We start from the raw sequence: 24,697 nt of genomic DNA on the forward strand, positions 1-24,697 counted from the left end.
CACGAGGGGACGTAAAAAATATCAGATCAATAACCAGGGTTTTGTGTAAGCAATGTATTCAAGCCTATTTCAGCCTGAGGTAAAGGATATAACAGTTTATTACTATTAACAATGTATGAATCAGGCGAGATGTAGTTGATCTGGGTTTTTAGTTTAACACCAAAAGCGTTCATTACATTAACTGCATTACCGGTGCGCACCAGATCGTGCCAGCGCTTGTTTTCGAATGCCAGCTCAACACGGCGTTCATGCAAAATAGTATTGCGCAACGTTGTCTGATCAGCACCGGCAATTGGCGCCAGACCTGCGCGGGCCCTAACCGTATTTAAAGCCGACAGCGGTGATTTACCCTGCTCGTTTTGGGCTTCGGCCAGTAATAGTAAAGCCTCTGAATAACGGTAGATCGGAAAATCATCCGCAGAGCCGGTTATGGCGCCTGGTGTGTGCTCATATTTCTTGATATAAGGCACTGCTGTTTTTCCACTTGGGGGCCCACTGTAATTTACAACGCTCTTAACGGCCGAATAAGTAAAATAGCTACTGCCATCATATGTACCCTCGGCCATACCGATAGAGGCATCCAGACGTTTGTCTCCGGTTTCATAATCACTGATCATGTCCTGGGATGGTGTATTCCAGCCACCGGTTGTAGTATTGTCAATAGCCAGTGTAGTAATTAACGATGTATTTTTACTTCGGGGCAGGAAATGAAAACACAATGAATCAGGCGTGGAACCGGTGACTGTTCCATCTAAAAACTGAACCTCGAACAACGACTCTTTGCTGTTTTTATTGGCAGGTAAAAAAGCATCGGCATAATTGGTGTTTAAGCTGTAACCCATAGCCGCTAAGGTGCTTAGTTGCGCTTCTGCATCAGCCCAGCGTTTTAAGGTTACGTATACATCGGCCAGCAACACGGTAGCCGAACCTTTGGTAGCTGCACCCGTTTGCGGAAATTTTGTTGGCACCGGCAGTTCGTTTATGGCATCTGTAGCATCAGCAATAATCTGTTTATATACATCATCTACAGACGATCGCGGCAAAAAGGCACCCTCCGGCGTAGTCACTTCTTTAATAAACAACGGAACGCCACCAAACAACCGTACCAATTTAAAGTACATCAGCGCACGCAGAAATTTACATTGCCCGTCATAACTTTTTACTGAAGCATCAGCAATGCCTGATGCCGTCTTTAGCCTGGAGATAACAATATTAGCTTTGGATACTACCCAGTAAAGCTTTTGCCATTCGGCTGCAGTATAACTATCGGTTGAAGCATCCATAAAATCGGAAAGTTTCTCGCGATCCGTATATGCCGTACCCCTGTTATTTAAAAAAGATTGATATATAGTGTTATCCGAGCGCATCTCAGAAAACAGATAATCTGTTGACACCACAAGCCGCAAGCCAGAATATGCAGCTGTAACCGCCTGCCCAAATTGGGCATCGGTTTTATAATAATTTTGATCGCTGTATGACGATTGGGGTGTTAAATCAATAAAGCTTTTTTTACATGAGGCAGCTGTTAGTAATAATAGCCCCATCAAAATATATATTCTTTTCATTGTGCTCTTTTTAAAGTTTTGCTTTTGATTATTTTATGGAGGCTGAAATGCCTAATGAGAAAGTCCTGGGTATGGGATATGCATTTTCATCAACACCAATACCCTGGGTTGGGTCCTGCCCGCTCAGGTTAATTTCGGGGTTCATACCCGAGTAACCGGTAAATACAAAAGCCTGCTGAACTGAAGTATAAACACGGAGAGATTTAAACGCGAAATTATTTTTGAAGTGCACCGTGTATCCCAGCGAAATGTTTTTTATGGCGAGGTACGAGCCGTTTTCGATCCATTGGGAGTTTACAGCACGTCCAAGCGCTGTAGTGCCCGTTTCGGTGCGAGGATAAATGCCCGAACCCGGGTTCTCAACCGAACGCCAATGGTCAAGCGCCGCAGCAAGTGGCACACGCGAACCATCCATGTTGGTTTGGTAAGCCCATTTTGCGGCATTAAGGATCTTACCCCCTACAGAAAACGAGGTATGGATATTCAGGTCGAACTTCTTATAGGTAAAGTGGTTGGTAAAGCCGCCGGTAAATTTAGGTGTAGGATCACCTATAAATGTACGGTCGTTCACATCGTCAATCACGCCATCACCATTGATATCTTTAACCTTGATAGTGCCTATATCTGATACTCCCTTAGGCGAGGTAGCCGTAGCCTGATATTTTGGAGAATTGGCCAGATCGGCCGCGTCTTTATACAAGCCTTCAAAAACAAACCCGTAAAACTCACCTAAATGATGACCAACCTGTTGCCTGAAGTAATCGGATGATACCGTGTTATTGCGACGGATGTATCCTGGTGATACCAGGCTCTTGATCAGGTTACGATCAAACGATACATTGAAAGAACTGCTCCAGTTAAAATCACGCTTGTTAATATTAACCGTATTGATCGTGATCTCATGACCCCAGAAAGCCAGCTTACCTACATTATCATAAACAGTTGTATAACCCGATGATGTTGGTAGCGCCCTGGCTTGAATCAGGTGGTCAGAAATTTTGTGATAATAATCATAAGTCAAACTGATACGATTTTTCAGCAAACTCAGGTCAAACCCTAAATCAAGTTGTAAACTCCGCTCCCATTGCAAATTGGGGTTACCCAAATTACTAAGTGTAGTACCCTGGGTAATGGTATTATTATAATTGTAATAGTAATTTGAAGTAGTAGATTGTGCTACATAATTATTCGAAAAGAAATTATTACCTGTTATCCCATAACTGGCGCGAATTTTAAACAGGTCAACAACTTTTAAACGTTCCATAAATTTCTCGTCACTTGCTATCCAACCGGCCGATACAGAAGGAAAATTACCGTACCTGGAATTTACACCAAAGCGGGAAGACCCGTCGTTACGGAATGCTCCCTGCAGCAGATACTTACCTTTATAATTATAGTTGATACGGCCGATAACCGATAATAACGAATAAGCTGTGTACGAGCTATTACCGGTTACGCTGGTGGCCGCGGTCAGGTACGGGATATCATCGTTCGGGAATCCCAGGCCGCTTAGCGTATTTGAAGTTGATGAATACTTTTGGACAGAATATCCACCTAATATTTCGAAATGATGATCCTGATGAAAAGTTTTAGTATAGTTCAGATAGCCCTCTGCTGTATATGAACCATTATCCACCGAGCTGCTGGTACCCGTGGGGTTATTAGCTGTAGACGTTACAATACCAGACTGGTAATAGTTACGTGTTTCGCCACCTTTATCAACGCCTACGTTTACTTTTAAAAGCAGATCTTTTATAACCTCGTAATTGAGGTAAGCATTTCCAAGTATGCGTGTAGTTTTGTAATTATCATTAGTAAGATTAAACTGTGCCAATGGATTAACATAGGCTACCATGCCTGGCGAACTCACATTGCGCTGATAAAATCCATCGGCATTGAAAGGAGAAATCAGCGGGCTGGCTTCGAAGATGCGCTCAAATAAGCCACCCACACCATCCGTTGTTAAACGGTTGTTATGATCCAAACGGTAGCTTGGTGCCAAATTAATCCCTGCTTTTAGTTTGCCATTGGCTACAGACAGATCTTTATTGAAACGTGCAGAAAATAAACGTGTCCCCGTGTTAATTAAAACACCTTGCTGATCCTGGTAACTTACTATGGCAGTAGAAGATGATTTTTCGGTTGCCGATTGTATCGCTACATCGTAACTCTGAATAGGCGCGGTGCGCGTAAGCAGTTTATACCAGTTGGTTCCGGTACCATAGCTTGATGGGTCGACATCGAGGTAAGCGGCTTTATAATCATTGGCGATGGTATAATTCTTTTCATATAACAAACCATCCTGTGCCCGCTCTCTCATAAACTCCGCAAACTGCTCGCCGTTCATTACTTTCGGTACCCGGTTACCGGGAAGTACCTGCACGCCATAGTTAGCATTAAACTCCACCGAAGTGCCTCCTCCCGGTTTAGCGTGGCGGGTGGTGATCAATACTACCCCGTTAGACGCCCTTGAACCGTACAAAGCCGTGGCAGACGCATCTTTCAGGATACTAAAACTCTCAATTTCATCGGGATTAATATTGTTGATGCTACCGGTTACAGGCATTCCATCAATTACAAAAAGGGGCTGGTTATCCGTAAAAAAAGATGCAGCGCCACGAATACGGAAATCTATCCCTCTACCTGGCTGACCACTGCTTTGCACAACCGATACACCGGCTACCTTACCTTGCAGTTGTTGCGCAAACTGCATTACCGGCATATCCTGTAATGGCGCGGCATTAACCTGTGCTATTGAACCTGTAATTTCGCGGGCGCGCTGCTTACCATAACTTACCGTAACCTCTTTAAGCTGATTATCCGCCACCAAACGGATATTTAACACCGTGGCTTGATAAGCAGTAACTTTTACATTGGCCGATTCAAAACGGTTGTAACCCACAAAGGTGACCGCTACGGTGTAAGCGCCTTCAGGCAGAGTGAGGTTATATTTGCCATCAAGATCGGTTATCATACCGTACGAGGTACCCACGATACTGACCGACGCGCCTGGCATGGGTTCGCCGTTTTCATCGGTGACCCTCCCGTTTATCCGCCCGGAAAGTTGGCGGTAGAGTATGATATTACCGGCCTGCTCTTTAAAACCGATCTCCTGCCCCTTGAACAGGGCCATAAGAATGTTTTTCAGGCTTTCATTTTTATAGTTCGCCGCATCGGTATATTTGCTGGCGAGTTTTAAAAATACATCGTCATAGGCAAATACCACGTTGGCCTTTTGCTCCAGCTTTTTGATAACCGAAGAAAGATCCTCGTTGCCGAAGCTGATATCTACCCGGGTATTCACCCCCTGAGCGGCTAACTCAGTGGCCTGTACCGATACCAGGCCTATGGTTATTGATATGGAAATAAGTAAAAAAGAGATACGCATAAACTGTCTGCATAACTGTGTATGGAAATTCATATTTTTGATTGCTTTGTAATGAGTCAAATAGTTGCTGAGCATGGCAGGCGGGGTCGGCAAACCTTCACCTGCTGAAAACTAAAGCCGGCTCCTGCTGAAACAGGGACCGGTTTCTTTATTAATTAGGGCTAATAAATAATTACGTTAGTGCCCTCCTTTCTGAAATGAGCATTATGTATTGCGTTGATAAGTTTTAGCGCTTCTGAAGCGGGCATACCATGTTTAATGCGCAAGCTAAACAGATAGTCATGTACATGTTGGTTGTCGGCTTTTAAAGTAAGGCCGTACAGGTTTTTAAAAACAAGTGATAATTCTTCAAATTTTACGCGGTTCACATAAGTATCGCCGTCTTTCCAGCTTTGGCTCTGACTGGCATCCGCTTCTTTCAGCTCAAAAATACCCTGGGCGGTCAGATAAGTGATCTCATGCCCCGGTGTAAGAAATGACAGTACTTTTGCGCCCTTACTCACGCCCACCTTACCGGTAACTACGGTGACCTTAACATGGGGCAGGCCATGATAGGCATTGATATTGAACGAGGTTCCTAAAACTTGTACCTGCAATGGGGAGGTAATAACCCTGAATGGTTTATGGCTGTTGTGTTTTACTTCGAAAAAAGCTTCACCTTCATCTAAATAAACCAGGCGTATGTTTTTATCAAAATTAGAAGGGATACGCATCCTGCTTTGTGCATTCAGCCATATAACCGAGCTGTCGGGCAGAGTCAGCTTCCTGATCTCTCCGTTAAGCGTGCGTAAAGTAGTAAAGGTTTCCTGAGTCGGAGCCGCAGGCCTAAGCACGAAATATATCAATAAGGATAAAGCGCATAATAATAAAACACTTGCCGCAATGCGGTATTTGGGCCATAAAGGACGTGCTGACGTATGGATAGATTGGTGGATGTTTGTTTGCATGGCATTTCTGACATGCGCACGTTCTTCTGTTGATAAAGCTTGCTTTTCACTTTCTGCGCCGTATGAATCATACCAGGCTTCAATGATGGCTTTTTCAGTTTCATTAGTTGTACCTTGCTGGTACCGGCGAAGTTGTTTTATAAATTTACGTAGCTCCATGTTGGGGTTTTCAACAGTAAGTCGTTAAAAAGCCATGGAGGTACTTATAATTTACATCAACATTTTGTTAATTAATTGTAAAGCACCAATAATATCAGGGCGATATAAGCGGCGCTTTGTTCGGGGTGTTTTTCAGAAACAACAATGCGTAATCTTCGCAACACTTCGGAGATATAATTTTTCACCGTTTGTTCGGCCAAACCCAGCTCACTGGCAATAGCCTTTACCGATTGATTTTCGCTGCGTAGCTCATAAACCCTTTGCAGCATTTCGGGCATATGTTTAACGGCCTGTTCAAGAGTTTGCTCCAACTCAAGATAGCCGGCATGGTCATGGATCGAATTTTCAAGCAGCTCTACCCGTTGTAAGGCATCCTCCATACGAACATGCGTAACTTTTTGCGATCTGAAATAACTGATCACGCTAAAGCGCACAGCGCTTAGTAAGTATTGCTCCAGCGTGGTTTGAATGGATAAGGTATGCCTCCGCTGCCAGAGTTTAATAAAAATCTCCTGTACAAGGTCTTGTGCCTGCGCTTCATCATTAAGTCTGAAAAGGGCAGCTCTGTACAGCCGCTCCCAATAACGTTCAAACATCTGGTCAAAAGCCGAATGATCGTCTTCCCGGATACGCGAAAGTAAAATGGCATCAGCAGTTTCCATGACTTAGTGGCACAAACCTACACTACTAATGTTAACTGAACTTTAAGAAAGCAAGTATGGCATGGTTGTTAGGCCATATTCTGGATTGGATAAGGCATATGTGAATGCTCAAAAAGTTCCCGTACAAAAAATCCATTAAAAAATTCGGTGATATGGAAAACTACCGAGCTTTTTAATGATCCTTAAACTACAAAACTCGAACTTCTTTATGGTTGATTGTGTTGTGCTGGGAGTTTGGAGGAATTAAACTGAAATTTTTCAGGAATCCATTTACCGCTCTTTGACTTTTTCCACAATCGCCAGGAGTATTTAGAAAACTTGAACGGCAATAGCTCTTGGATACCTTGTATATATAATAAGTTATCTGCTGTCAAACTACTAAACGGAAATGCGAACCAAGCAGATGCTGTTGACTTTAGTGCAGATAGAGATATATATATTTGTGAATTGCTCAGTCGAATATCAATATTAGGGATCTCATTTTGTCCGGGCAAAATCTCTTTACTATTAAAGTCTATAAATTTAAATTTCCATAATATATGCAAACTCAATTCATCGGTTTCGGCAATATGATTAATATGCTTATCGAGATTCTTACTATAAATCGGCCAATAAACAACTTTTAAGCCGTTCGCTAAAAAATTATTCCATTCAAAAGATGGCATGCCAAATTTTAATGAATACTTCAACGCAGTTTTAAGGTTAAATTTTAATTGCTGTATATAAACTTTATCAGCATAAATACTATCTGTGTATTTTTCTAAAAAAGTAAAGGTCGAAGCATATATTTGATGAGGTGATTTTGTCCGTAAATGATGGGCACCACCTGAGCTAAGTGGTAAACCATCATATGTAATAAATGCTTCCATTATTGGCTACAAAATTTTCATAAATTTAAAAATAGTTTCCAAACAAAAGCCTTCAGACTTTCATCTAAAGGCTTTTCAATTTTATTCCCATACTTGGCATACGGTGGGTCATTTTGTGGTCCCGACGAGAATCGAACTCATATCTAGAGTTTAGGAAACTCCTATTCTATCCGTTGAACTACGGGACCTTTATGGCTTGCCGAATGGTAAATCTGCAAACAGTTTGCAAAGGTGCAAATTATCAATGAAAAATCACACCCTCACTTGCAAAATTTGTTAGTGACCTGTTTCCATATCTGCACATTTGAAATATGCACATCCGCATATCTAATTACCTGATAACTGCTCCGTTATGAAAATCATCTACAGGGGTTACAAAGCTAAGCTTGCCTGTACTGTCTTCGGCCATCAGGATCATTCCCTGCGAAAAAATACCTTTTATTTCACGGGGCTCCAGGTTTACCAGTATGCTCACCTTTTGACCGATAATAGCTTCTGGTTCATAGTATTCTGCAATGCCAGAAACTACTGTGCGTACGTCAATACCTGTATCAATGGTCAGCTTGAGTAGTTTCTTAGTTTTAGCTATTTTTTCGGCCGCCAGAATAGTACCTGTACGGATATCCAAAGTGGCAAACGTTTCGTAATTGATACTTTCTTTAGCCGGTTGCACATCTATTGACTTTGGTGGCTCTGCTGCAGTCTTTTTAGTCTGTAGCTTTTCCAATTGATACGTTATCACCTCATCCTCTATTTTTTCAAATAACAGTGCCGGCGGGTTTAACTGGTGCCCATTGTTAAAATAGATCTCCTGGTCATAATGGATCACCTCATTGGGCCAGTTCAGCATACCGATGATCTTTTTAGCCGTTGCAGGCAAAAATGGCTGTGCACAAGTTGCTAAATGCCCTATCAGCAGCAGGCAATTGTGCAAGGCCTGTTTAGCTCCATCCGGATCAGTTTTAATGGTTTTCCAGGGCTCTTTTTCGGTCAGGTAACGGTTACCCAGGCGGGCTATATCCATTACCGCCTGCAGGGCCTGCCGATAACGGTAAGCCTCCAGGTTCTTTTCTATTTCATCATAATAATCACCTAATTCAGTGTTCAGCGCCTGGTCAGTTAGTTCAATACGGTCAGTTTCACCCTCTATTTTGCCCTCATAAAACTTGTGCATTAATATCATCACCCGGTTCACAAAGTTGCCTAATATAGCTACCAGTTCGTTGTTGATCCGGGCCTGGTAATCTTTCCAGGTAAATTCGCTGTCGCTGGTTTCAGGCAGTATAGAGGTTAGCACATAACGCAATTCGTCCTGTTTGTTGGGTAGCTCTTCCAGGTATTCGTGCAGCCAAACGGCATGATTGCGCGAGGTGGAAAGCTTATCGCCCTCCAGGTTCAGAAACTCATTGGCAGGCACATTCTGCGGTAAAATATATTCGCCGTGTGCATGCAGTATGGATGGGAAAGTGATGCAGTGGAACACGATATTATCCTTCCCTATAAAATGGATCAAACAAGAGTTATCCTGCTCGTCGGCTTGCTTTTTCCAGTATAATTTCCAGTCTTTGTTGTTATCAATAGCCCATTGTTTGGTGGCAGATATATAGCCGATAGGCGCGTCCATCCAAACATATAGTTTTTTGCCTTTGGCATCTGCCAGCGGAACGTCGATGCCCCAGTCCAGGTCGCGGGTCATGGAACGTGGTTGCAGCCCTTGTTTAAGCCATGATTTGCATTGCCCAAAAACATTTACCTTCCAGCTCCCTTCTTTGGTATCAATCCATTGCTCCAGCCAGGGCTGATATTTATCCAGCGGCAGGTACCAGTGTTTGGTTGGTTTCAAAACCGGCGGTTTTCCGCTCAGTGTTGATACCGGGTTGATCAGGTCGGTTGGACTTAGAGACGTACCGCACTTTTCGCACTGATCGCCGTAGGCATTCTCATTATGGCAATTGGGGCAGGTACCAATAATATATCTGTCGGCCAAAAACTGGTCAAAATCTTCATCATAATACTGCTCGCTTATTTTTTCAATAAACTCATCTTTCTCATACAGGTTCAGGAAAAACTCCTGCGACAGTTCATGATGTATGGGCGATGAGGTGCGGTGATAGATGTCAAAAGCTATCCCAAACTGCTCAAAGCTATCTTTTATCTGCTCGTGATATTTATCTATAATAGCCTGTGGCGTAGTGCCTTCCTTTTTAGCCTTGATGGTTATGGCGGCGCCATGCTCGTCAGACCCGCAAACGTATACTACATCCTTTTTTTTGAGCCTCAGGTGGCGTACAAAAATATCGCCCGGGATATACGCCCCGGCCAGGTGACCAATATGTAGCGGACCATTAGCATATGGCAGGGCAGATGTTATAGTGAATCGTTTGTATTTGTTGAGTTGTGACATGAAATATGCGGCAATGTAAATAAGCGGCAAAGATAATTCATTTAAGTCGGAAAGTCCGGGGCTGCGGATTTCTTTGCCTTAAAATCTTTTATCAAACTTTCAGGATTACTTGATGAGCCTTATTGTGAAATTCAAACAACCCAAAACTTTTTAAACCTTAATTTTAACACTTTTCGGGTTATAATCGGAGCAAAAACCTTTCAAAAACTGTTGAAAATTGATTCAAAACCATTGATTTTAACACTTTTTAACAAATTCCTGGCAGGATTTATAAGATTTAAAAAGATTCATAAATTGATTATCAAATACTACATCAGGTTAAAACAGGTCGGATAAAATCCTCTCCAAAAGGAGAGGATTTAGGTGAGGCGCCGCTGCAACGAAAGCAAAACTTTTATTATAATTGTCTATGCATAAACTTGCTGACGCCGCTTCTTCCGGACTTACCGACTTCCCAACTTCCGGACTCCTACCTCCTTACTTAAAAAAGGGCGATAAGATAGCGATCACCTGTCCGGCTAAAAAACTGCCCAAGCCCATGACCGACGCGGTGACCCTGTTACAATCATGGGGACTTGAAGTGGTTTTGGGCGATACCGTAACAGCCTCCTACCACCAGTTTGCCGGCGATGACGATCTGAGAGCGCAGGATCTGCAACGTTTTATTGATGATGACAGCATTAAAGCCATTATAGCGGCGCGGGGCGGTTATGGCACCATCAGGATGATTGACAAGGTTGATTTTAGCCGTTTTGCACAAAACCCCAAATGGCTCATCGGCTTTAGTGATATTACCGTGCTGCATACCCATCTGTTTGCCAATTATTGGGCTCAAACCATACATGGCCAAATGCCGGTTAATATCCCGGATGCTTCCACGCATTCCTTGGATACATTGCGCATGGCCCTGTTTGGCGAAGCCTTAAGTTATCAATACCATGCCCATGCCTTAAACCGAGGCGGCCAGGGCAAAGGAATATTGGTAGGCGGTAATTTATCCCTACTGGTAACCGTATCCGGCTCGGTGTCTGACATCGACTATAGCGGTAAAATATTATTTATAGAAGATGTTGGCGAATATCTTTACTCGGTTGACCGTATGCTGCGCAACCTGAAACGGGCAGGCAAGCTTGCCCAGCTTGCGGGCCTCATAGTTGGCGGATTTACCGACATGAAAGATAACGATATCCCCTTTGGGCAAACCGTACCCGAAATTGTGATGGACATTGTACAGGAGTATGATTATCCCGTATGTTTTGATTTCCCAGCCGGGCACATCCCCGATAATTGCAGTTTAATTTTTGGCAAAAAGGCGCGGCTATCCGTGCAGGGGCAGGAGGTAAGCTTAAAATTTGTTGGACGCTAAGCGAACAAACTTTTTAATATCGACCACAGAATTCCTAATATCGAATGATGAATGGAGATCCATGTTCGATATTTAAGATTCATTATTCGATATTATTTCTTCCATTCCCTGCCCACAGGAGGGGTGCGGATGGCATGAGTGCTAAGGCAGGAGGGGTTTATACGAGCAACAGAATTATCAAGCGATGAAATCCCTTCCTCCCCCTTTCCGAGGGAAGGAATCGCACGGTGCCGGCTTTTAATGGCGTAAAGGCCTCTCTTGATATATATCATTTCCTTCCCGAAAAGAATTTTATATATTAAATCAAAATTCAATTATATTAAATAAAACACCCCTATAATTTATGGCTATACTGAGCAATTTAAGCAATTACAAAAACTTCGGCCTGCTGATCATCCGTTTGGGCCTGGGCATCACTTTTATTACATACGGATACCCCATGCTGATGGGCGGCGTAAACGGCTGGAAAGACCTTGGCCATTCTACCAGATACATCGGCGTACATTTTTGGCCGGTAGTGTGGGGATTTCTGGCCGCGGCCACAGAGGCTTTTGGCGGCTTCCTCATCCTGATTGGCTTTGCCTTCCGCCCGGTATGTATACTGATGATACTGACGCTTATTGTAGCCGCAGCCACTCATTTAGGCGAGGGTGAAGGATTTAAGGGCGCTATTCATGCTATAGAAGATGCGCTGATATTTGCGGGTTTATTATTTGTTGGCCCGGGCAAATACAGTGTGGATAAAAAATAAGTCGTTTTGATTTTAATCTGCAATAAAAAAGGGATTTGCCATAATGGCAAACCCCTTTTTTATTATTTAAACGTTATGGTTAACTATTTAGGCATAACATTTTTATCAAAAAACAGCCTGGTTGTTACCACATCGCCGCCAATGGCCGCAGATGCAGCTTTGTAATTAGCAGGGTTTACACTAGACTCATCAACCGGATATTTGAAACGAACCGGAAAATCAGAGAAAGCTCCAGTTGCTGGTTTATGAAGTACCGGAAAATCTAATCTCCTGGTTTCAATCCACGCATCCCAGCCCCTGTTATAATTGGCAACCCATTTTTGAATAGCCAGGTTGTTAAGGCTATACGGATTAAGAGCTAAATAAGCAGATGCATCTCCAGCTTTCCAATAAGCAAATGATTGCTGGACGCCTCTTGCATAATAAATGGCAGCGGCATCTCCGTCTGTTAGTAACCCTTTTTCCTTTGCTTCGGCCAAATAAAACTGAACTTCAGCGTTGTCAAGTAATAAACCGGGGGCTGTAGTTGTTGTTATCGTAGGACCTACATGCGAAAAGCTTTCGTAGTTTGCTTTTACACCTGGATCAGCGCCTAAATATATTCCTGGATCAGTCGGTTTTGCCTTATAAAGGGTAAAAAATACTGCTGCACGAGGGTCAAGGATCCCATTACTGTTATTTAACTGGTTAACTAATGTAGCATTGGCCACAAAATCATTCCTGCCGCTTTGAACAAGGTCAACCCATATCGGATTGGTATTTGGTGTAGCAGCCTGGTATACCAATGTAGCATTATCTGCATTATCTGTGAAAACACCAGCCGCAAATGCTGCCTTAACGGTTGTGCTGGCCAAAGCTGCGTCATAATCAGCAATGGTCATACCCATTTTTAATTTAAATGAGTTACCAAATTTTTTCCATTTAGCTACATCACCACCGTAAATAATGTCAGCACTGCCCAAACTGGTTGTACCACTTAATGCAGCAATATCGGCATCTAAACGTTTTAACAGATCTTTATAAACTGTTGCCGCGTCATCATATTTAGGGAAGTTGTTTTTAGGATCAAATGCCTGTGTATACGGAACATCACCATAAGTGGTAACCAGGTAATAAAAGGTATAAACCTGTAATATATCCGCGATAGCGATATCATTCTTTTTTGCAACATCGCCCACTATAGTCGGGTCGCCAGGGATAATGTCTTTAGCTAACTTTAAATTGTTTGCTACATCCCTGAATAAGCTATTCCACATAGCTCTGTTGATGTTACGGGTATCAAAGTTATAAAGACTTTCGTCGTTATAAGTGGTTTCCTGCCATTGTTGTTCTACCAACCTAAAAACGTTATTATTTACGTTTGCTGATGTAAGCGCATTTGAAAGCACCCGCTCGGCCTGCGTAATCAATGTTGGGGCAGGTACAGTAGGGAAAAGCTTAGGGTTGGTATTCAGGTTTTCAAAATCCTTTTTGCACGCTCCCAGCATAACCAGCGGAAGCAGTGCCCATATATATTTTTTCATATTGGTTAAAATCTTACTTTTAAGTTCAAGATAAACGTTCTTATTGTTGGGAAAGCACCACTCTGATAACCCTGCAGGTTACCGGCACCTAAAGTTTCTTCAGGGTCAGAATATGGAACATTTTTGTGGATGATCCATAAGTTCCTGCCGCTTACAGCAAGATCTACACCTTTAATCGGGCCCCATTTAGATGTAAGGCTTTGAGGGAACGAGTAGTTCAATGACGCTTCGCGCAGTTTAACATAGCCTGCATCATAAACAAAACCAGCTGCCGGGTTATGCTCATAACCATATAAACCGGTAGCGTCATTACGTACCCTGATCGCGTTTTTTACTCCGGCTGGAGTAATACCCTGTATAATTACACCGCCACCGGTAGCCAATGAGTTTCTTGAGGGGTTACCCAGGTCATTGTTGCCAACAGTTTCAGGATATAAACCTGTATCCATACCATAATAGGTATCTAACGAGAATACATCACCACCTTTACGAATATCGATCAGGAAGCTTAAAGTAAAGTTTTGCACACGCACAGAGTTGGTAATACCACCTATCCAGTCGGGGTTAACATTACCTATAGTGCTATTACTTGGTGATTGCTTGTAATATCCGGCATTGTCACCAGTTTGATCAACTACACGGCCGCCATCTTTTTTGGTGTATGGCTTTCCGTTAATGTCAGTATAAGCGGTACCGCGAATATCACCATAAGCATGACCCAATGTAGCATTCAATGATACGCCACCCTGGAACGGAGATAGCAACAAATTTGTTGATTGCTGACCTGTAGGATCAGTATACAGCTCCACAACTGTATTGTTGTTCTTGCTAAAGTTAACACCAATTTTCCAGGTTACCAGTTTACTGCTTACCGGAGTACCGTTCAGTGAAACCTCGATACCCTTGTTGCGTAAAGTACCTGAGTTGATGTAGGTAGCGTTATATCCTGTAGCTGTTGATATAGCAACAGGCAATAATCCGTCAACCGTTTTATTATCATAGTAAGTGAAATCAAAACCTAAACGGCTGTTAAAAAACTGCATCTCTAAACCAGCTTCTTTTGCCTTTGAACGTTCCGGTTTTAAGGATGCATTATTTTGTGTTGTTCCGATAGACGATTGTGGGTTTGAACCAAATGGTGTTCCAAATGCATAGAAGTTTTTGGTATTTTGAGCCTGGCCGCCATTGCCTACTTCGGCATAGTTAACCCTTACTTTACCATATGATAACCAACTGTATTGTTTAAGTAATTCTGAAAAGGTAAAGCCCAGGTTAATTGATGGATAATAAAACTTGTTACTGTATGATGGTAAAGTGGAAGTGACATCACGACGTATTGTTCCGTCTAAAACCAGCATCTTTTTATAAGTAAAAGTTGCATCGGCAAATAAGCCGTCTACCTCGTACCTGATATCATTTTCAATTGGGGCAGCCGGCGCGTTTTTAGAGTTTGCCAAAGCATAAACGTCCGGGATGATCAAACCTCCATTGGTAGTTGCTGAAATTAACTCAAAACGGTTTTTACGGACGTTAACACCCGCCAAACCTTTAAAATTCAAGTCAGGATTAATATTTTTGTCAACCGTTGCCAGGAAGTCTAAATTGGTTTCGTTGAAATTGATATTTCTTCTGGTATAACCAGATACGCCCTGCGAACCAAAGGCACGTCTTTCTTCCTGTAGCGTTGAATAATTATCAACTGTTATACGGCCCATTAAATTTAACCAGTCGTTAACCTTATAATTCAAACTCACATTACCAAAATAACGGTTAAGCCTGTCAGCTTCGAAGTTTTTATAACGGGTCCAGTATGGGTTATCCTGGAAATTAGGAACCAGGTTGGTTGGGCTTTTCCAGTTCCAGGTTATATCTTTTCCACCAGATGCAAAATAGGCATCTTTTTGCGCCAGAATATCCGTATTCATCTGCCACCATTGTCTAAAGTTGCGCACAACATTCTCAGCCTGGTAACCACTGCCATAACGCCCGAGACCATCGGTCCTTGTGTAGTTAATACTTGCGCTCGCGGTTAACTTGCTGTTTATTTTGTAAGTACTTGCAAAATCAAGGCTATTGTTCAGTATATTACTGTTTGGCAAAACACCGGTTTGGTTATTACGGGTATAGCCTAATTTAAAGCTTCCGTTATCGGTACCATTGGTTATAAATAAGCTTTGATTGTTGCTCACCTGGGTTTTGAAGAACTTAAGCGGATCATTTGCGGCCGCAACCCATGGAGTTGCTTTTCCAAAATTTGGAGAAGTAGGAACAAAAGAATCCCATTGATAAACCAATAAATTAGGATCAAACCTGTGGCCATAAGAGGCATCTTCATGCATTGGAGAAGCCAGGTCAATGGTTCCATCGCCGTTAACATCTTGTGTCAGGAAATAGCCGCTTGGGTCAATACCATCTTTTTTATTATAAATTGGACCATAACCTGCACCATATTCGTGCTGATAGGTTGGTAATGTTTTCTTATCGACACTACCTATACCAAAACTGCTATTAAAGGAAATACCTAAACCCTTATTTGGCTTTTTAGTAGTGATCATGATTACACCGTTGGCACCGATAGAACCATATAAAGCGCTGGCCGCCGCACCTTTAAGTACAGTAACTGATTCGATATCATCCGGATTAATATTGGCAATTGGCGAGCCGTAATCATAACCGCCCCTGCCTTGTTCAACATTACCGGTGTTAGCTCCGGTATTGGCGCCGGCATTGTTGGTACCGGCATTACCTGCACCGGGGCCGCCATTGTTCATAGGCACCCCATCAACAACAAATAATGCCTGGTTTCCGCCTAACAATGATTTTGTACCCCGTAAAACCACATTGGTTGAACCACCTAAGGCATTGTTTTGCCTGATCTCTAAACCGGCAACCTTGCCCGATAGGCCGCTTACAAAGTTTGAGCCACGCTGTTTGCTCACCTCATCACCGCCAACCTGCTGGGCCGCATAAGCCTGTTGGTTACGGGTTCTGTTTAAGCCTAACGCGCCGGTTACAACAACTTCGCCAAGCTGCTTGCTTGACATAGCAAGCCGTACGTTTACAACAGGGCCCCTTACCTGTACCTCTTGTGTTGCATAGCCAATAAAGCTAATGATTAGTGTTGAACCCTCCGGAACACTTAACGTGTATTTTCCGTTGACGCCGGTTTGGGTACCGGTTGTAGTTCCTTTCACCTTGACGGTTACTCCCGGGATAGGCAGGCCGTCTTCCAGGCCTGTAACCGTACCGGTAACTGCACGATTTTGTGCAAATGTTTGTGTAATTGACAACAGGAAACACAAACTTACTAGTAGAAGTTTTTTCATTTTTTGTGAATAAGATCAATTAATAGTTAGAACTAAGTGAATTTTTGGGTTGTATTATAATATATTTTGCGGGATTATAACACAACGCCGGGCCTATATTACATAAAATATTAGAGAAAGCCGATTATTTTTCCAAATTATCAATCCTTATTTATTGCATATATCACCTATAATGTCTACCTAATATATATTTTATTGCGGCTGTTTTTTGGGCACAACTCCCTTGTTGTATTTTGTGTAAAATGGACACTCAGGTGATGTTTTACCGGCCATGTGACGAGTGTTGTATTTGCAGGTTTGTAATTGGTTGGAGGGCTCCTCTACCTCGGGGCTTCCAGCCCCTGGTAAACGTAGGTTCAGCTTTCAGCTTAACTAAAGCCGGAGGCTTTAACCATGCAACCCACGAGATACGCTACGCTAATCTCGCGGGAGCAATGAGCAATTGTTTAATAAACAAAAGAGGCCGGCTTATTATGATAAGCCGGCCTCTTTTGTCTTAATAACTATTACTGGTTCAAATAATCACCCAGCGCTTTCAGGTAATTATCGTCAATCTCCCCTTCATTATCTGACAGGAACTTTTTTAATTTATCAGCGTCATCAGCAAATACCAATTTTAAAGCTTTGGTTTTAAGCTCGGTCTTTTGAGGTTGCCCTCCCTGCTTTACAACGTAATAAACACTTTCGTCCTTGTATTCATCATAGTTATTACCGCTTGAGGTAATACCGTTGGTTACAAAATTGGCTTTTATAAAAGTTGTGCCCAGGTCTTTGTATATTTTGTATTTTTTTCCGGCAGATAATACCTCCACGTAGCGTTTGGCATTTATAGCGGGCACATCCTCAAAAACATAAGGCACTGCATTTTCGTCAAACAAGGTAAAACCCTTTATTTCCTGCTTTACCACCAGCATGGCGGTGGTTTTATTACGGGTAAATATGAGGTTACCTCCTACTTTATCATAGTTAAATAAATAAACATCGCTTTGTTTAAGCGAATCCTGTGGAGTTACGGCAAAACCATGTACCCAATCATTAAACAAAAAGCGGCTGCCGTGCAGGCCTTCCTGTCCGGTGCCTATCCGGTTAATAGACACGTTATGATCAACCAGGTTTTCATCGGGTTTAAAAAAGTTGGCCACGGTTGTTTTGGTTGTTACATCTTGTTTGGGGGCTTCCCCGGCAGTCATCACCACTTTAACATTGGAGGGGTTATCCAGCTTAACCCGCGCCTCATTATGAAAATTGGCGGTTACAATGAGGTTAGAGGCAGGGTCGGCCTGTAAGCTGAACGCCCCACTCTGATCTGAATAAGTGGCATAGGGATGCTGAGAATCACTTACAAATGCAAAAGCAACTGGTTTACCTGCTTGGTCGGTTACCGTTCCGTTTACGGCAATGGTTTGAGCGAAACTTATTTTACATAATACAGTTAACGCTATAAGAATTATTTTTTTCATTGGTAGCAATAGAATGTGATATAGTGCCTTAAAAGTTATGTATTTTTTTTCAATTAGCTTTAATCCTCACTTAATAAATACAAAAGGTGCTTCAATAACTGAAGCACCTTATATTAATCGCTTTTTTTATTAGTTACTTTTTTACCAGCGTTTCGGAAATCAAACGAGGAGCCGCTGAATTGTAATAGTAATTTAGCGTAAACGTTTTGGTTGCCGGGTCATATTTATTAACAGTTCCTGGTTGTAGGGCAACTGATGGTTGAGAAACACTTGATAATGTAACTGAATTATCCGGATTTACAGTAATCTTTAAATCCGTTTTTAAATCGGCTAAAGCGCTTCCTGAAACTGATGTGGCGCCAGCTGTTCCCATAGCTACATCATAATTAAATGTGAAAGTACCAGCAGTTGGGTGAATCCTTGAACCAGAAGCGGTATAAGTACCATCATATTTGTTCTTAACCTGAACATTGAACAAAACCGTTTTATAATTGCTGATCTGCTGTCCGCCACCATCCGTAATTGTTAACGGTAACACATAGCTTGTATTGGTGGGTGATATTAAACTTGATTTAACATTGATAACTATGTTAGACGAGTTTTGATTAGCTGGAATTGTTGTTGTAAGGGTACTGGTGTAATAATTAGCTGGCAACAGTACATAACTCGTACTATTATCCGCGTTATACTTAGTTAAGGCAGCCTGATCAACAGATATTTTCACCGTTAAGGGTGTCGATAAAGGTTTAGGCGCAGCCACGTTAACCATTAAATTAATAGGAATAGGGGTATCAGAAATATCAAGAGCAACTGCTTCAAATAAGCCGCCATTTGCTCCGACTCCCGTAGCGGCCGGTAATTCTACCAGCGGTTTTGCGCTTGCAAAATCCACATAATGCTGGTTATCCTTCAGGCACGAGCTTAACCCCGCCATAGACACCAGCGCGACAAAAGCTGTTTTAATATATAATTTCGTTTTCATTTTTCTTTTCGTTTAAGTGTTATTTAGCCCAAAATATTTTAGAGGTAAATACCGATATATTGCCTTCTGCTCCTGCGTTAGCCGCGTTGGTTTGATACTCAATAGCAGGATAAGGAACGCGTGTAACCTGGTTTGGAGGATTAGCTCCCGGGTAAACAGAAAGCGGGATATTATTAGGGTAACCGGTTCTGCGGAATTCGTTAAATGCCTCAAATGCGCCATAAATAGCCAGGGCTTTCCATTTTTCGGTAATGATAGCCTGTTCCTGTTTAGCATCTGTTGCATCTTCACCTGTAGGATATGGATTAGCTGCAAGATAAGTAGCTGCCTGCTCAGTGGTTAAACCCAATTCGGCATATGAAGCATTGACACCGGCATTGTATAATGCTTCGGCGCTGCCACTGGTAATATATCCGCTTTTAACACCTTCGGCCTGTAAAAATAGAGCTTCAGAGCCCGACATGATCACCGCATCCATGGTAGCAGATTTCAACAAGCCTGTTCCAACTTTACTTGGGGCAACCACTGGTGGCTGTGTTATACCCAAAGCAGTTGCGCTGATGGCGCCTGATGTTGTTGTATAAACTACAAAGCCGCGAACATCGCTATTTGACGTAAGCACGGTAGCACCGTAACTATTAGCCTGATATTGGTTTTTGTTGCCTTGCGCTCCACCATTTTGCGTTGTCCCGTAGTTTCTCCAAAGCGGGCTTTGCTGACCGTTGAAGGCATCGCTATTCAGGTAACCAGGGTTTACGTTACCTGGCATGGTAGCGTCAATATAACCGATGCTTTGTGTTGCCGCTACAGCTGCTTTAAGAGCTACCGTTTTTGATGCAATATTACTTTGGCGTATGGCTAAACGCAATTTAAGGGTATTGGCAAATTTTAACCATTTGGTCATGTCGCCCTTATACATGATATCTGCAGTACCAGGAGTGGCTGGTGGCACGGCTAATTTTTGTGCAGCCTGGATAGATGCCATAGCCGCATCTACACGTTTCAACAAATCGTCATATATAGCCGATCCTTTATCATATTTAGGATTCAGCACTGCTGTTCCTTTTAAAGCGTCGGTATATGGGGCATTATTATAGTTATCAACTATCGCCTGAAAATCAAACGCGATCATGATATCAGCAATGGCCTGAAAGTACGGATTTGTAGTTGAAGCCTTTAACGCATTATAATTGGCTACATTCAAATATAGCGGTGTCCAGTAATTATAATTGGCAGAGGTTATCTGGTATGATAACAGGGCCACATTAGGCTGATAGCTTGTGCTCCAGCTCAGGTAGCCCATCCAGCAGGCATAATTAACGTATGACGTTACTGATCCTCCCCCCGGACCAACATTGTTGGTAATATCGGCAGTGATCTTTAAAGCGCCTGATAATGCCAGGTTGGGTGTTGTTGTTACGGGCTGGTTGGGGTTAGTTGATAATTCCAGGTAATCCTTTTTGCAACTGCTTCCCGCTAAAGCAAGCGTTGCAAATATTATAGATAAATACTTTTTCATCGTTTTGTTAGTTAAAATGTCACTGTTAAGTTAGCTCCGTAAAAACGGCTTGCCGGCATTTGCTGGGTGCTGTTAACACCAATATCGCCGTTAGTAGCACTGTTAGCAAACTCAGGGTCGACCCAGTTATTGGTTTTTGGCCGCCACATAAACAGGTTACGACCAATAAAAGCAAAATTAGCACGTTTGATAAATCCGGTTTTTTTGATCCATCTGGAAAGATCGAAGGAAAGGTTGGCTTCACGCAATTTCCAGAATGCGCCGCTGGTTATATAAGTACTTCCGGCCTGGAAATACGCGCCGTTATCCCAGAAGCCTAAACCACCATCCTGAACGCTTACAGTAGTATTAGGGGTATAAACCGGGTTATCAGCAGTACCTGTGTTGATCACTGAATTCGGGAAAATAAAACGCTGACGATCTGAAGATACAGAGAACTGGGATACACCTGCAGCTGTAGCTGATTGTAAGCTTTGGCTATAGATAACGTTACCTGCGCGGTATTCTTCCGTTACAGCTAAGGTAATAAATTTATAGCTGATGGTTTGCGTTAAACCCAATACGTATTTAGGTGTAGTTTGGCCGGCATTTACAAGGTTACTGTTTAATGAAGGATAGCCTGTAACCGGATCAACAATGGCACGCCCCTGCGGATCGCGGTTAAGATCAGTTACGAATATAACACTATAGGGAAGGCCTACTACTGCACTGGTAGTAGCATTGGTATAACCACCTAAAGTTAGTTGCTTGGTTTGGCCAAACAGCGATAACACTTTTGAGTTTTGAATAGCGAAATTACCGCTTAAACTAACCCCAACGCCGTTTGCTGTTTTTTGCAGCGGGGTTACGTCCAGTTTAAACTCGTAACCCGTGTTTTGTGTTTCACCAATATTAAGAATTGTACTTTGGTAGCCGGTTGTTGGCGAAACCGTAATAGGTAATGTTTGATTTTTAGTGTGTGTATTGTAATAGGTGGCACTCAGGTTAATACGGCCATCAAAAAAGCCCAGGTCGGTACCAACTTCCAACTCTTTTGTTAACTCAGGTTTCAGGTTCTGATTATTTAGCTGCGTGCTCAGGTTCAATCCGCCAAGGTTACCATAAGGGAAACCGCTTGTTGATGCAAATGTATTGAGCAGGCTATACGGGCCAATGTTTACATCACCCACCTGACTATAACCACCTCTTAATTTAGCGTAGTTAAGGATCTTGTTGTTTTTTAAGGCATCAAAAGCAGAGGTAAGCACAAATGATCCTTTTACTGATGGATACCAGATAGAACGGTTAGCTGCAGAAAGTCTTGAATCATGGTCGTTACGTAAGGTACCTTCCAAAAACGCGAAATCTCTCCAGCCTAATGAAAGATCACCAAAGTAGGCTACCTGGCGGATCTTGAATGTTCCGGCCGAAGCGCTTGGCACACCCAATAAAGACCCTACATTATAGAAATCTTTTACCAGGAGGTTATTTGATCCGTTTTGAACAAAGCTGGCATATTCCTGCCAAATGGTATTACCTACTAATAAATTAGCTTTCAACTGATCATTCAGAAATGATTTATGAAAGTTGGTTAAGATGTCCTGTTGTAAACGGTTATATCCTTGAGGACCGGCAAAAACGCTGTTGGTTGGGAGACTACCGTCGCCAAAAACTTTAATATTATTTACAGTTCCGGGGTTGATCAACGCGCCATAGCTTGAACCAACGGTGCTGCCACCATGAGTAGGGTCGCTAAGTGCATACGGGGTATAATCAATCTCGGCGCGGGTATCTGTTTGCTGATAAGTACCGCCATTATAACTTAAGCGATAAGTAGCATCAAACCATTTGGTTGGGGTTAAAGTACCCGAGAAACTACCATTAAATACATCAGTACGTCTTATTGATCTTGAATTTTTGATACTCCAGTATGGATTAATACCATAAGAGTTAAAATAAGTGCTTGGATCAGCAAATGGCTTAGTTGGGTCCTTAAAGTTTTGAAGCGGCACCCAGCTTGGGGTATTGAATATGGTGCTCAATATGTCGCCATAGTTACCGTAAGTGTCGGTATTTCCCTGTGAAAAACTGGCTGTTCCTTCGGCTCTAAAAATACCAGCTGTTTTGGTTCCTGAGATCCGGACCTGTGTTTTATTATACTTATCATCCGGTACAATGCCTGTCTGATCTACGCGAAAAGCGGTCAGATTGAAGGAGTTATTGGCATCACCAGCCGCATATGAAAGGCTATGCTGATCCTGGTTACCGGATACAAAGAAACGGCGCGCATAGCTTTTTCCTGACGGAGACTGATATGGATATGACTGTGTGGTACCATCCTCCAACGGAATACCCAACATTTGCATGTGACCATCATAAGCAGGACCGTATGACTGGTTTTCATAAGGTACAGTAGTAGTAATAAAACCGGTTACCGCATCCTGATAAGGAGTACCTTCACCGCCATAACCGCCAAATTTATTTTGCAAAGCCGGCATGTAAGCAACAGACTCGCGAAGATACGTATTGGAGTAGGTGATGGTTGGCTGGCCACTTCCGCTTCCGTGTTTGGTGGTGATAACCAAGGCGCCGTTTGACGCCTCAGAGCCATAAAGGGCAGCTGCACCTGCACCATTCAGCACGTTTACGCTTTCAATATCATCAGGGTTAATAGTGGTAACCTCATTTGGTGATATCGGCGTACCGTTTAATACCACCAACGCATAGTTGTTACCTGTAATGTGACGGTTACCGCGCAATGTAAAACGGGTATCGGGATTAAGACCGTTGTTTACCGTACTAATAACCAAACCTGCAACCTTAGCAGTTAAACCGTTAGTAAAGTTGGTTGGACGGGCTTCGGTAAGTTGCTTGTTGGAGATGTTTGTAGCGGCATAACCAAGCTCTTTAGCCTGGCGCTTAACACCTAACGCACCTGTAACCTGAACCTCACCAAGGCTTTTAGCCGAAGATTCCATCACAACAGTAATAACACTTTTAGTACCTACAGAAACTTCCTGTGGGGCATAGCCAATAAAAGAAAATAAAAGTTTGCCGTTTGCCGGTACATTAAGAGTAAACTTTCCGGAGGCGCTTGTTTGGGTACCTGTTGTGGTCCCTTTTACCCTTACTGATACTCCCGGAAGGGGTAAGCCATCATCTTTGGCCGTAACCGTACCAGTAACTGTACGGTTTTGTGCAAAAACCTGCGTAATAGAAAACAGCAGAATGCACAAACTTGCTAGTAGAAGTTTTTTCATTTCGTTAATAATAAGATCAGTTAATAGTTAATTAATCATAAAAGTAATGTTACATTATCAAAAAGTCAAGTAAATTCTTACAATTCAATGATTTTTTTTTAAAAATTCAATTTTTAGTAGTAAAATTAATAATTATAGTACTATGTATTGCATAATACAATTTAAAACATATATCTTTGTATTATGATTGTAGAAAACACACAAACCCAAATGAGGAAAGGCATACTGGAGTACTGCATCCTTTCCATCATATCCAGGGGCGAAATATATGCATCAGACATTATTGCTGAACTTAAAAAAGCCCAACTACTTGTAGTTGAGGGTACTCTGTATCCTCTGCTAACCCGTTTAAAAAATAACGGCCTGCTCACTTACAACTGGGTGGAGTCGGTTTCAGGCCCACCGCGCAAGTATTATGTGCTATCGGAAGAAGGAAAAAATGTATTGGAACAGCTGGATAAAACCTGGCAGGAACTGGTTTATGCCGTGCAAACCGCCATCGGCGAGAGAAAATAAAGACCTATAAAAAAATCACAG

15 protein-coding genes and 1 tRNA gene are annotated in these 24,697 nt (G+C 42.5%); 3 read left to right on the forward strand and 13 right to left on the reverse strand.

Annotated elements, in window-relative coordinates:
* Positions 1-26 precede the first annotated feature (26 nt).
* The 7 genes from AB6735_RS16645 to metG all read right to left on the reverse strand — a co-directional run bounded on the left by AB6735_RS16645 (position 27) and on the right by metG (position 9,994).
* Positions 27-1,565 (reverse strand): RagB/SusD family nutrient uptake outer membrane protein, encoded by a 1,539-nt coding sequence (locus AB6735_RS16645; protein ID WP_370996978.1) that lies wholly within the window; start codon positions 1,563-1,565, stop codon positions 27-29.
* A 28-nt stretch (positions 1,566-1,593) separates the two neighbouring features.
* Entirely contained in the window at positions 1,594-4,986 is a 3,393-nt protein-coding gene (locus AB6735_RS16650) for a SusC/RagA family TonB-linked outer membrane protein (RefSeq protein WP_370996979.1), read from the reverse strand.
* A 128-nt stretch (positions 4,987-5,114) separates the two neighbouring features.
* Positions 5,115-6,059: a FecR family protein gene (locus AB6735_RS16655; protein WP_370996980.1), complete on the reverse strand. Its 945-nt coding sequence runs from the start codon at positions 6,057-6,059 to the stop codon at positions 5,115-5,117.
* A 71-nt stretch (positions 6,060-6,130) separates the two neighbouring features.
* Complete coding sequence (locus AB6735_RS16660; RefSeq protein WP_370996981.1) at positions 6,131-6,721, reverse strand: RNA polymerase sigma factor; 591 nt, start codon at positions 6,719-6,721, stop codon at positions 6,131-6,133.
* Between the two features lie 206 nt (positions 6,722-6,927).
* Positions 6,928-7,590 carry a hypothetical protein gene (locus tag AB6735_RS16665; protein WP_370996982.1) on the reverse strand — a complete coding sequence of 221 codons (663 nt, stop codon included), beginning with the start codon at positions 7,588-7,590 and terminating at the stop codon, positions 6,928-6,930.
* A 116-nt stretch (positions 7,591-7,706) separates the two neighbouring features.
* Positions 7,707-7,778 (reverse strand) — tRNA-Arg (locus AB6735_RS16670).
* A gap of 143 nt (positions 7,779-7,921) precedes the next feature.
* The gene (metG, locus tag AB6735_RS16675; RefSeq protein ID WP_370996983.1) at positions 7,922-9,994 is read right to left on the reverse strand and encodes a methionine--tRNA ligase; all 2,073 of its coding nucleotides are present in this window, start codon (positions 9,992-9,994) and stop codon (positions 7,922-7,924) included.
* Between the two features lie 409 nt (positions 9,995-10,403).
* On the opposite strand from metG, the gene AB6735_RS16680 reads away from it, so the two are divergent.
* Together AB6735_RS16680 and AB6735_RS16685 are read left to right on the forward strand one after the other, a co-directional pair.
* Entirely contained in the window at positions 10,404-11,360 is a 957-nt protein-coding gene (locus AB6735_RS16680; RefSeq protein ID WP_370996984.1) for an LD-carboxypeptidase, read from the forward strand.
* A gap of 343 nt (positions 11,361-11,703) precedes the next feature.
* On the forward strand, positions 11,704-12,111 hold the full coding sequence (locus AB6735_RS16685; protein WP_370996985.1) for a DoxX family protein: 408 nt from the start codon (positions 11,704-11,706) through the stop codon (positions 12,109-12,111).
* 83 nt (positions 12,112-12,194) lie between these two features.
* On the opposite strand, the gene AB6735_RS16690 is transcribed toward AB6735_RS16685, so the two are convergent.
* From AB6735_RS16690 to AB6735_RS16715, 6 genes are all read right to left on the reverse strand, one after another.
* The gene (locus tag AB6735_RS16690) at positions 12,195-13,634 is read right to left on the reverse strand and encodes a SusD/RagB family nutrient-binding outer membrane lipoprotein (RefSeq protein ID WP_370996986.1); all 1,440 of its coding nucleotides are present in this window, start codon (positions 13,632-13,634) and stop codon (positions 12,195-12,197) included.
* Between the two features lie 5 nt (positions 13,635-13,639).
* Positions 13,640-16,960 (reverse strand): SusC/RagA family TonB-linked outer membrane protein, encoded by a 3,321-nt coding sequence (locus AB6735_RS16695; RefSeq protein ID WP_370996987.1) that lies wholly within the window; start codon positions 16,958-16,960, stop codon positions 13,640-13,642.
* Positions 16,961-17,466: 506 nt separating this feature from the next.
* Positions 17,467-18,420 carry a carboxypeptidase-like regulatory domain-containing protein gene (locus AB6735_RS16700; protein ID WP_370996988.1) on the reverse strand — a complete coding sequence of 318 codons (954 nt, stop codon included), beginning with the start codon at positions 18,418-18,420 and terminating at the stop codon, positions 17,467-17,469.
* A 133-nt stretch (positions 18,421-18,553) separates the two neighbouring features.
* Complete coding sequence (locus AB6735_RS16705; RefSeq protein ID WP_370996989.1) at positions 18,554-19,402, reverse strand: BT_3987 domain-containing protein; 849 nt, start codon at positions 19,400-19,402, stop codon at positions 18,554-18,556.
* Positions 19,403-19,421: 19 nt separating this feature from the next.
* Positions 19,422-20,921 carry a SusD/RagB family nutrient-binding outer membrane lipoprotein gene (locus tag AB6735_RS16710; protein ID WP_370996990.1) on the reverse strand — a complete coding sequence of 500 codons (1,500 nt, stop codon included), beginning with the start codon at positions 20,919-20,921 and terminating at the stop codon, positions 19,422-19,424.
* An 11-nt stretch (positions 20,922-20,932) separates the two neighbouring features.
* Complete coding sequence (locus AB6735_RS16715) at positions 20,933-24,160, reverse strand: SusC/RagA family TonB-linked outer membrane protein (protein WP_370996991.1); 3,228 nt, start codon at positions 24,158-24,160, stop codon at positions 20,933-20,935.
* A 183-nt stretch (positions 24,161-24,343) separates the two neighbouring features.
* Here AB6735_RS16715 and AB6735_RS16720 point away from each other — a divergent pair, with 183 nt between their 5' ends.
* A complete protein-coding gene (locus tag AB6735_RS16720) occupies positions 24,344-24,676 on the forward strand; it encodes a PadR family transcriptional regulator (RefSeq protein WP_370996992.1) in 333 nt (110 codons plus the stop codon).
* Positions 24,677-24,697: the final 21 nt, after the last annotated feature.

Origin of the sequence: Mucilaginibacter sp. RCC_168, assembly GCF_041355315.1 — a bacterium.
Classification (GTDB): Bacteria; Bacteroidota; Bacteroidia; order Sphingobacteriales; family Sphingobacteriaceae; genus Mucilaginibacter.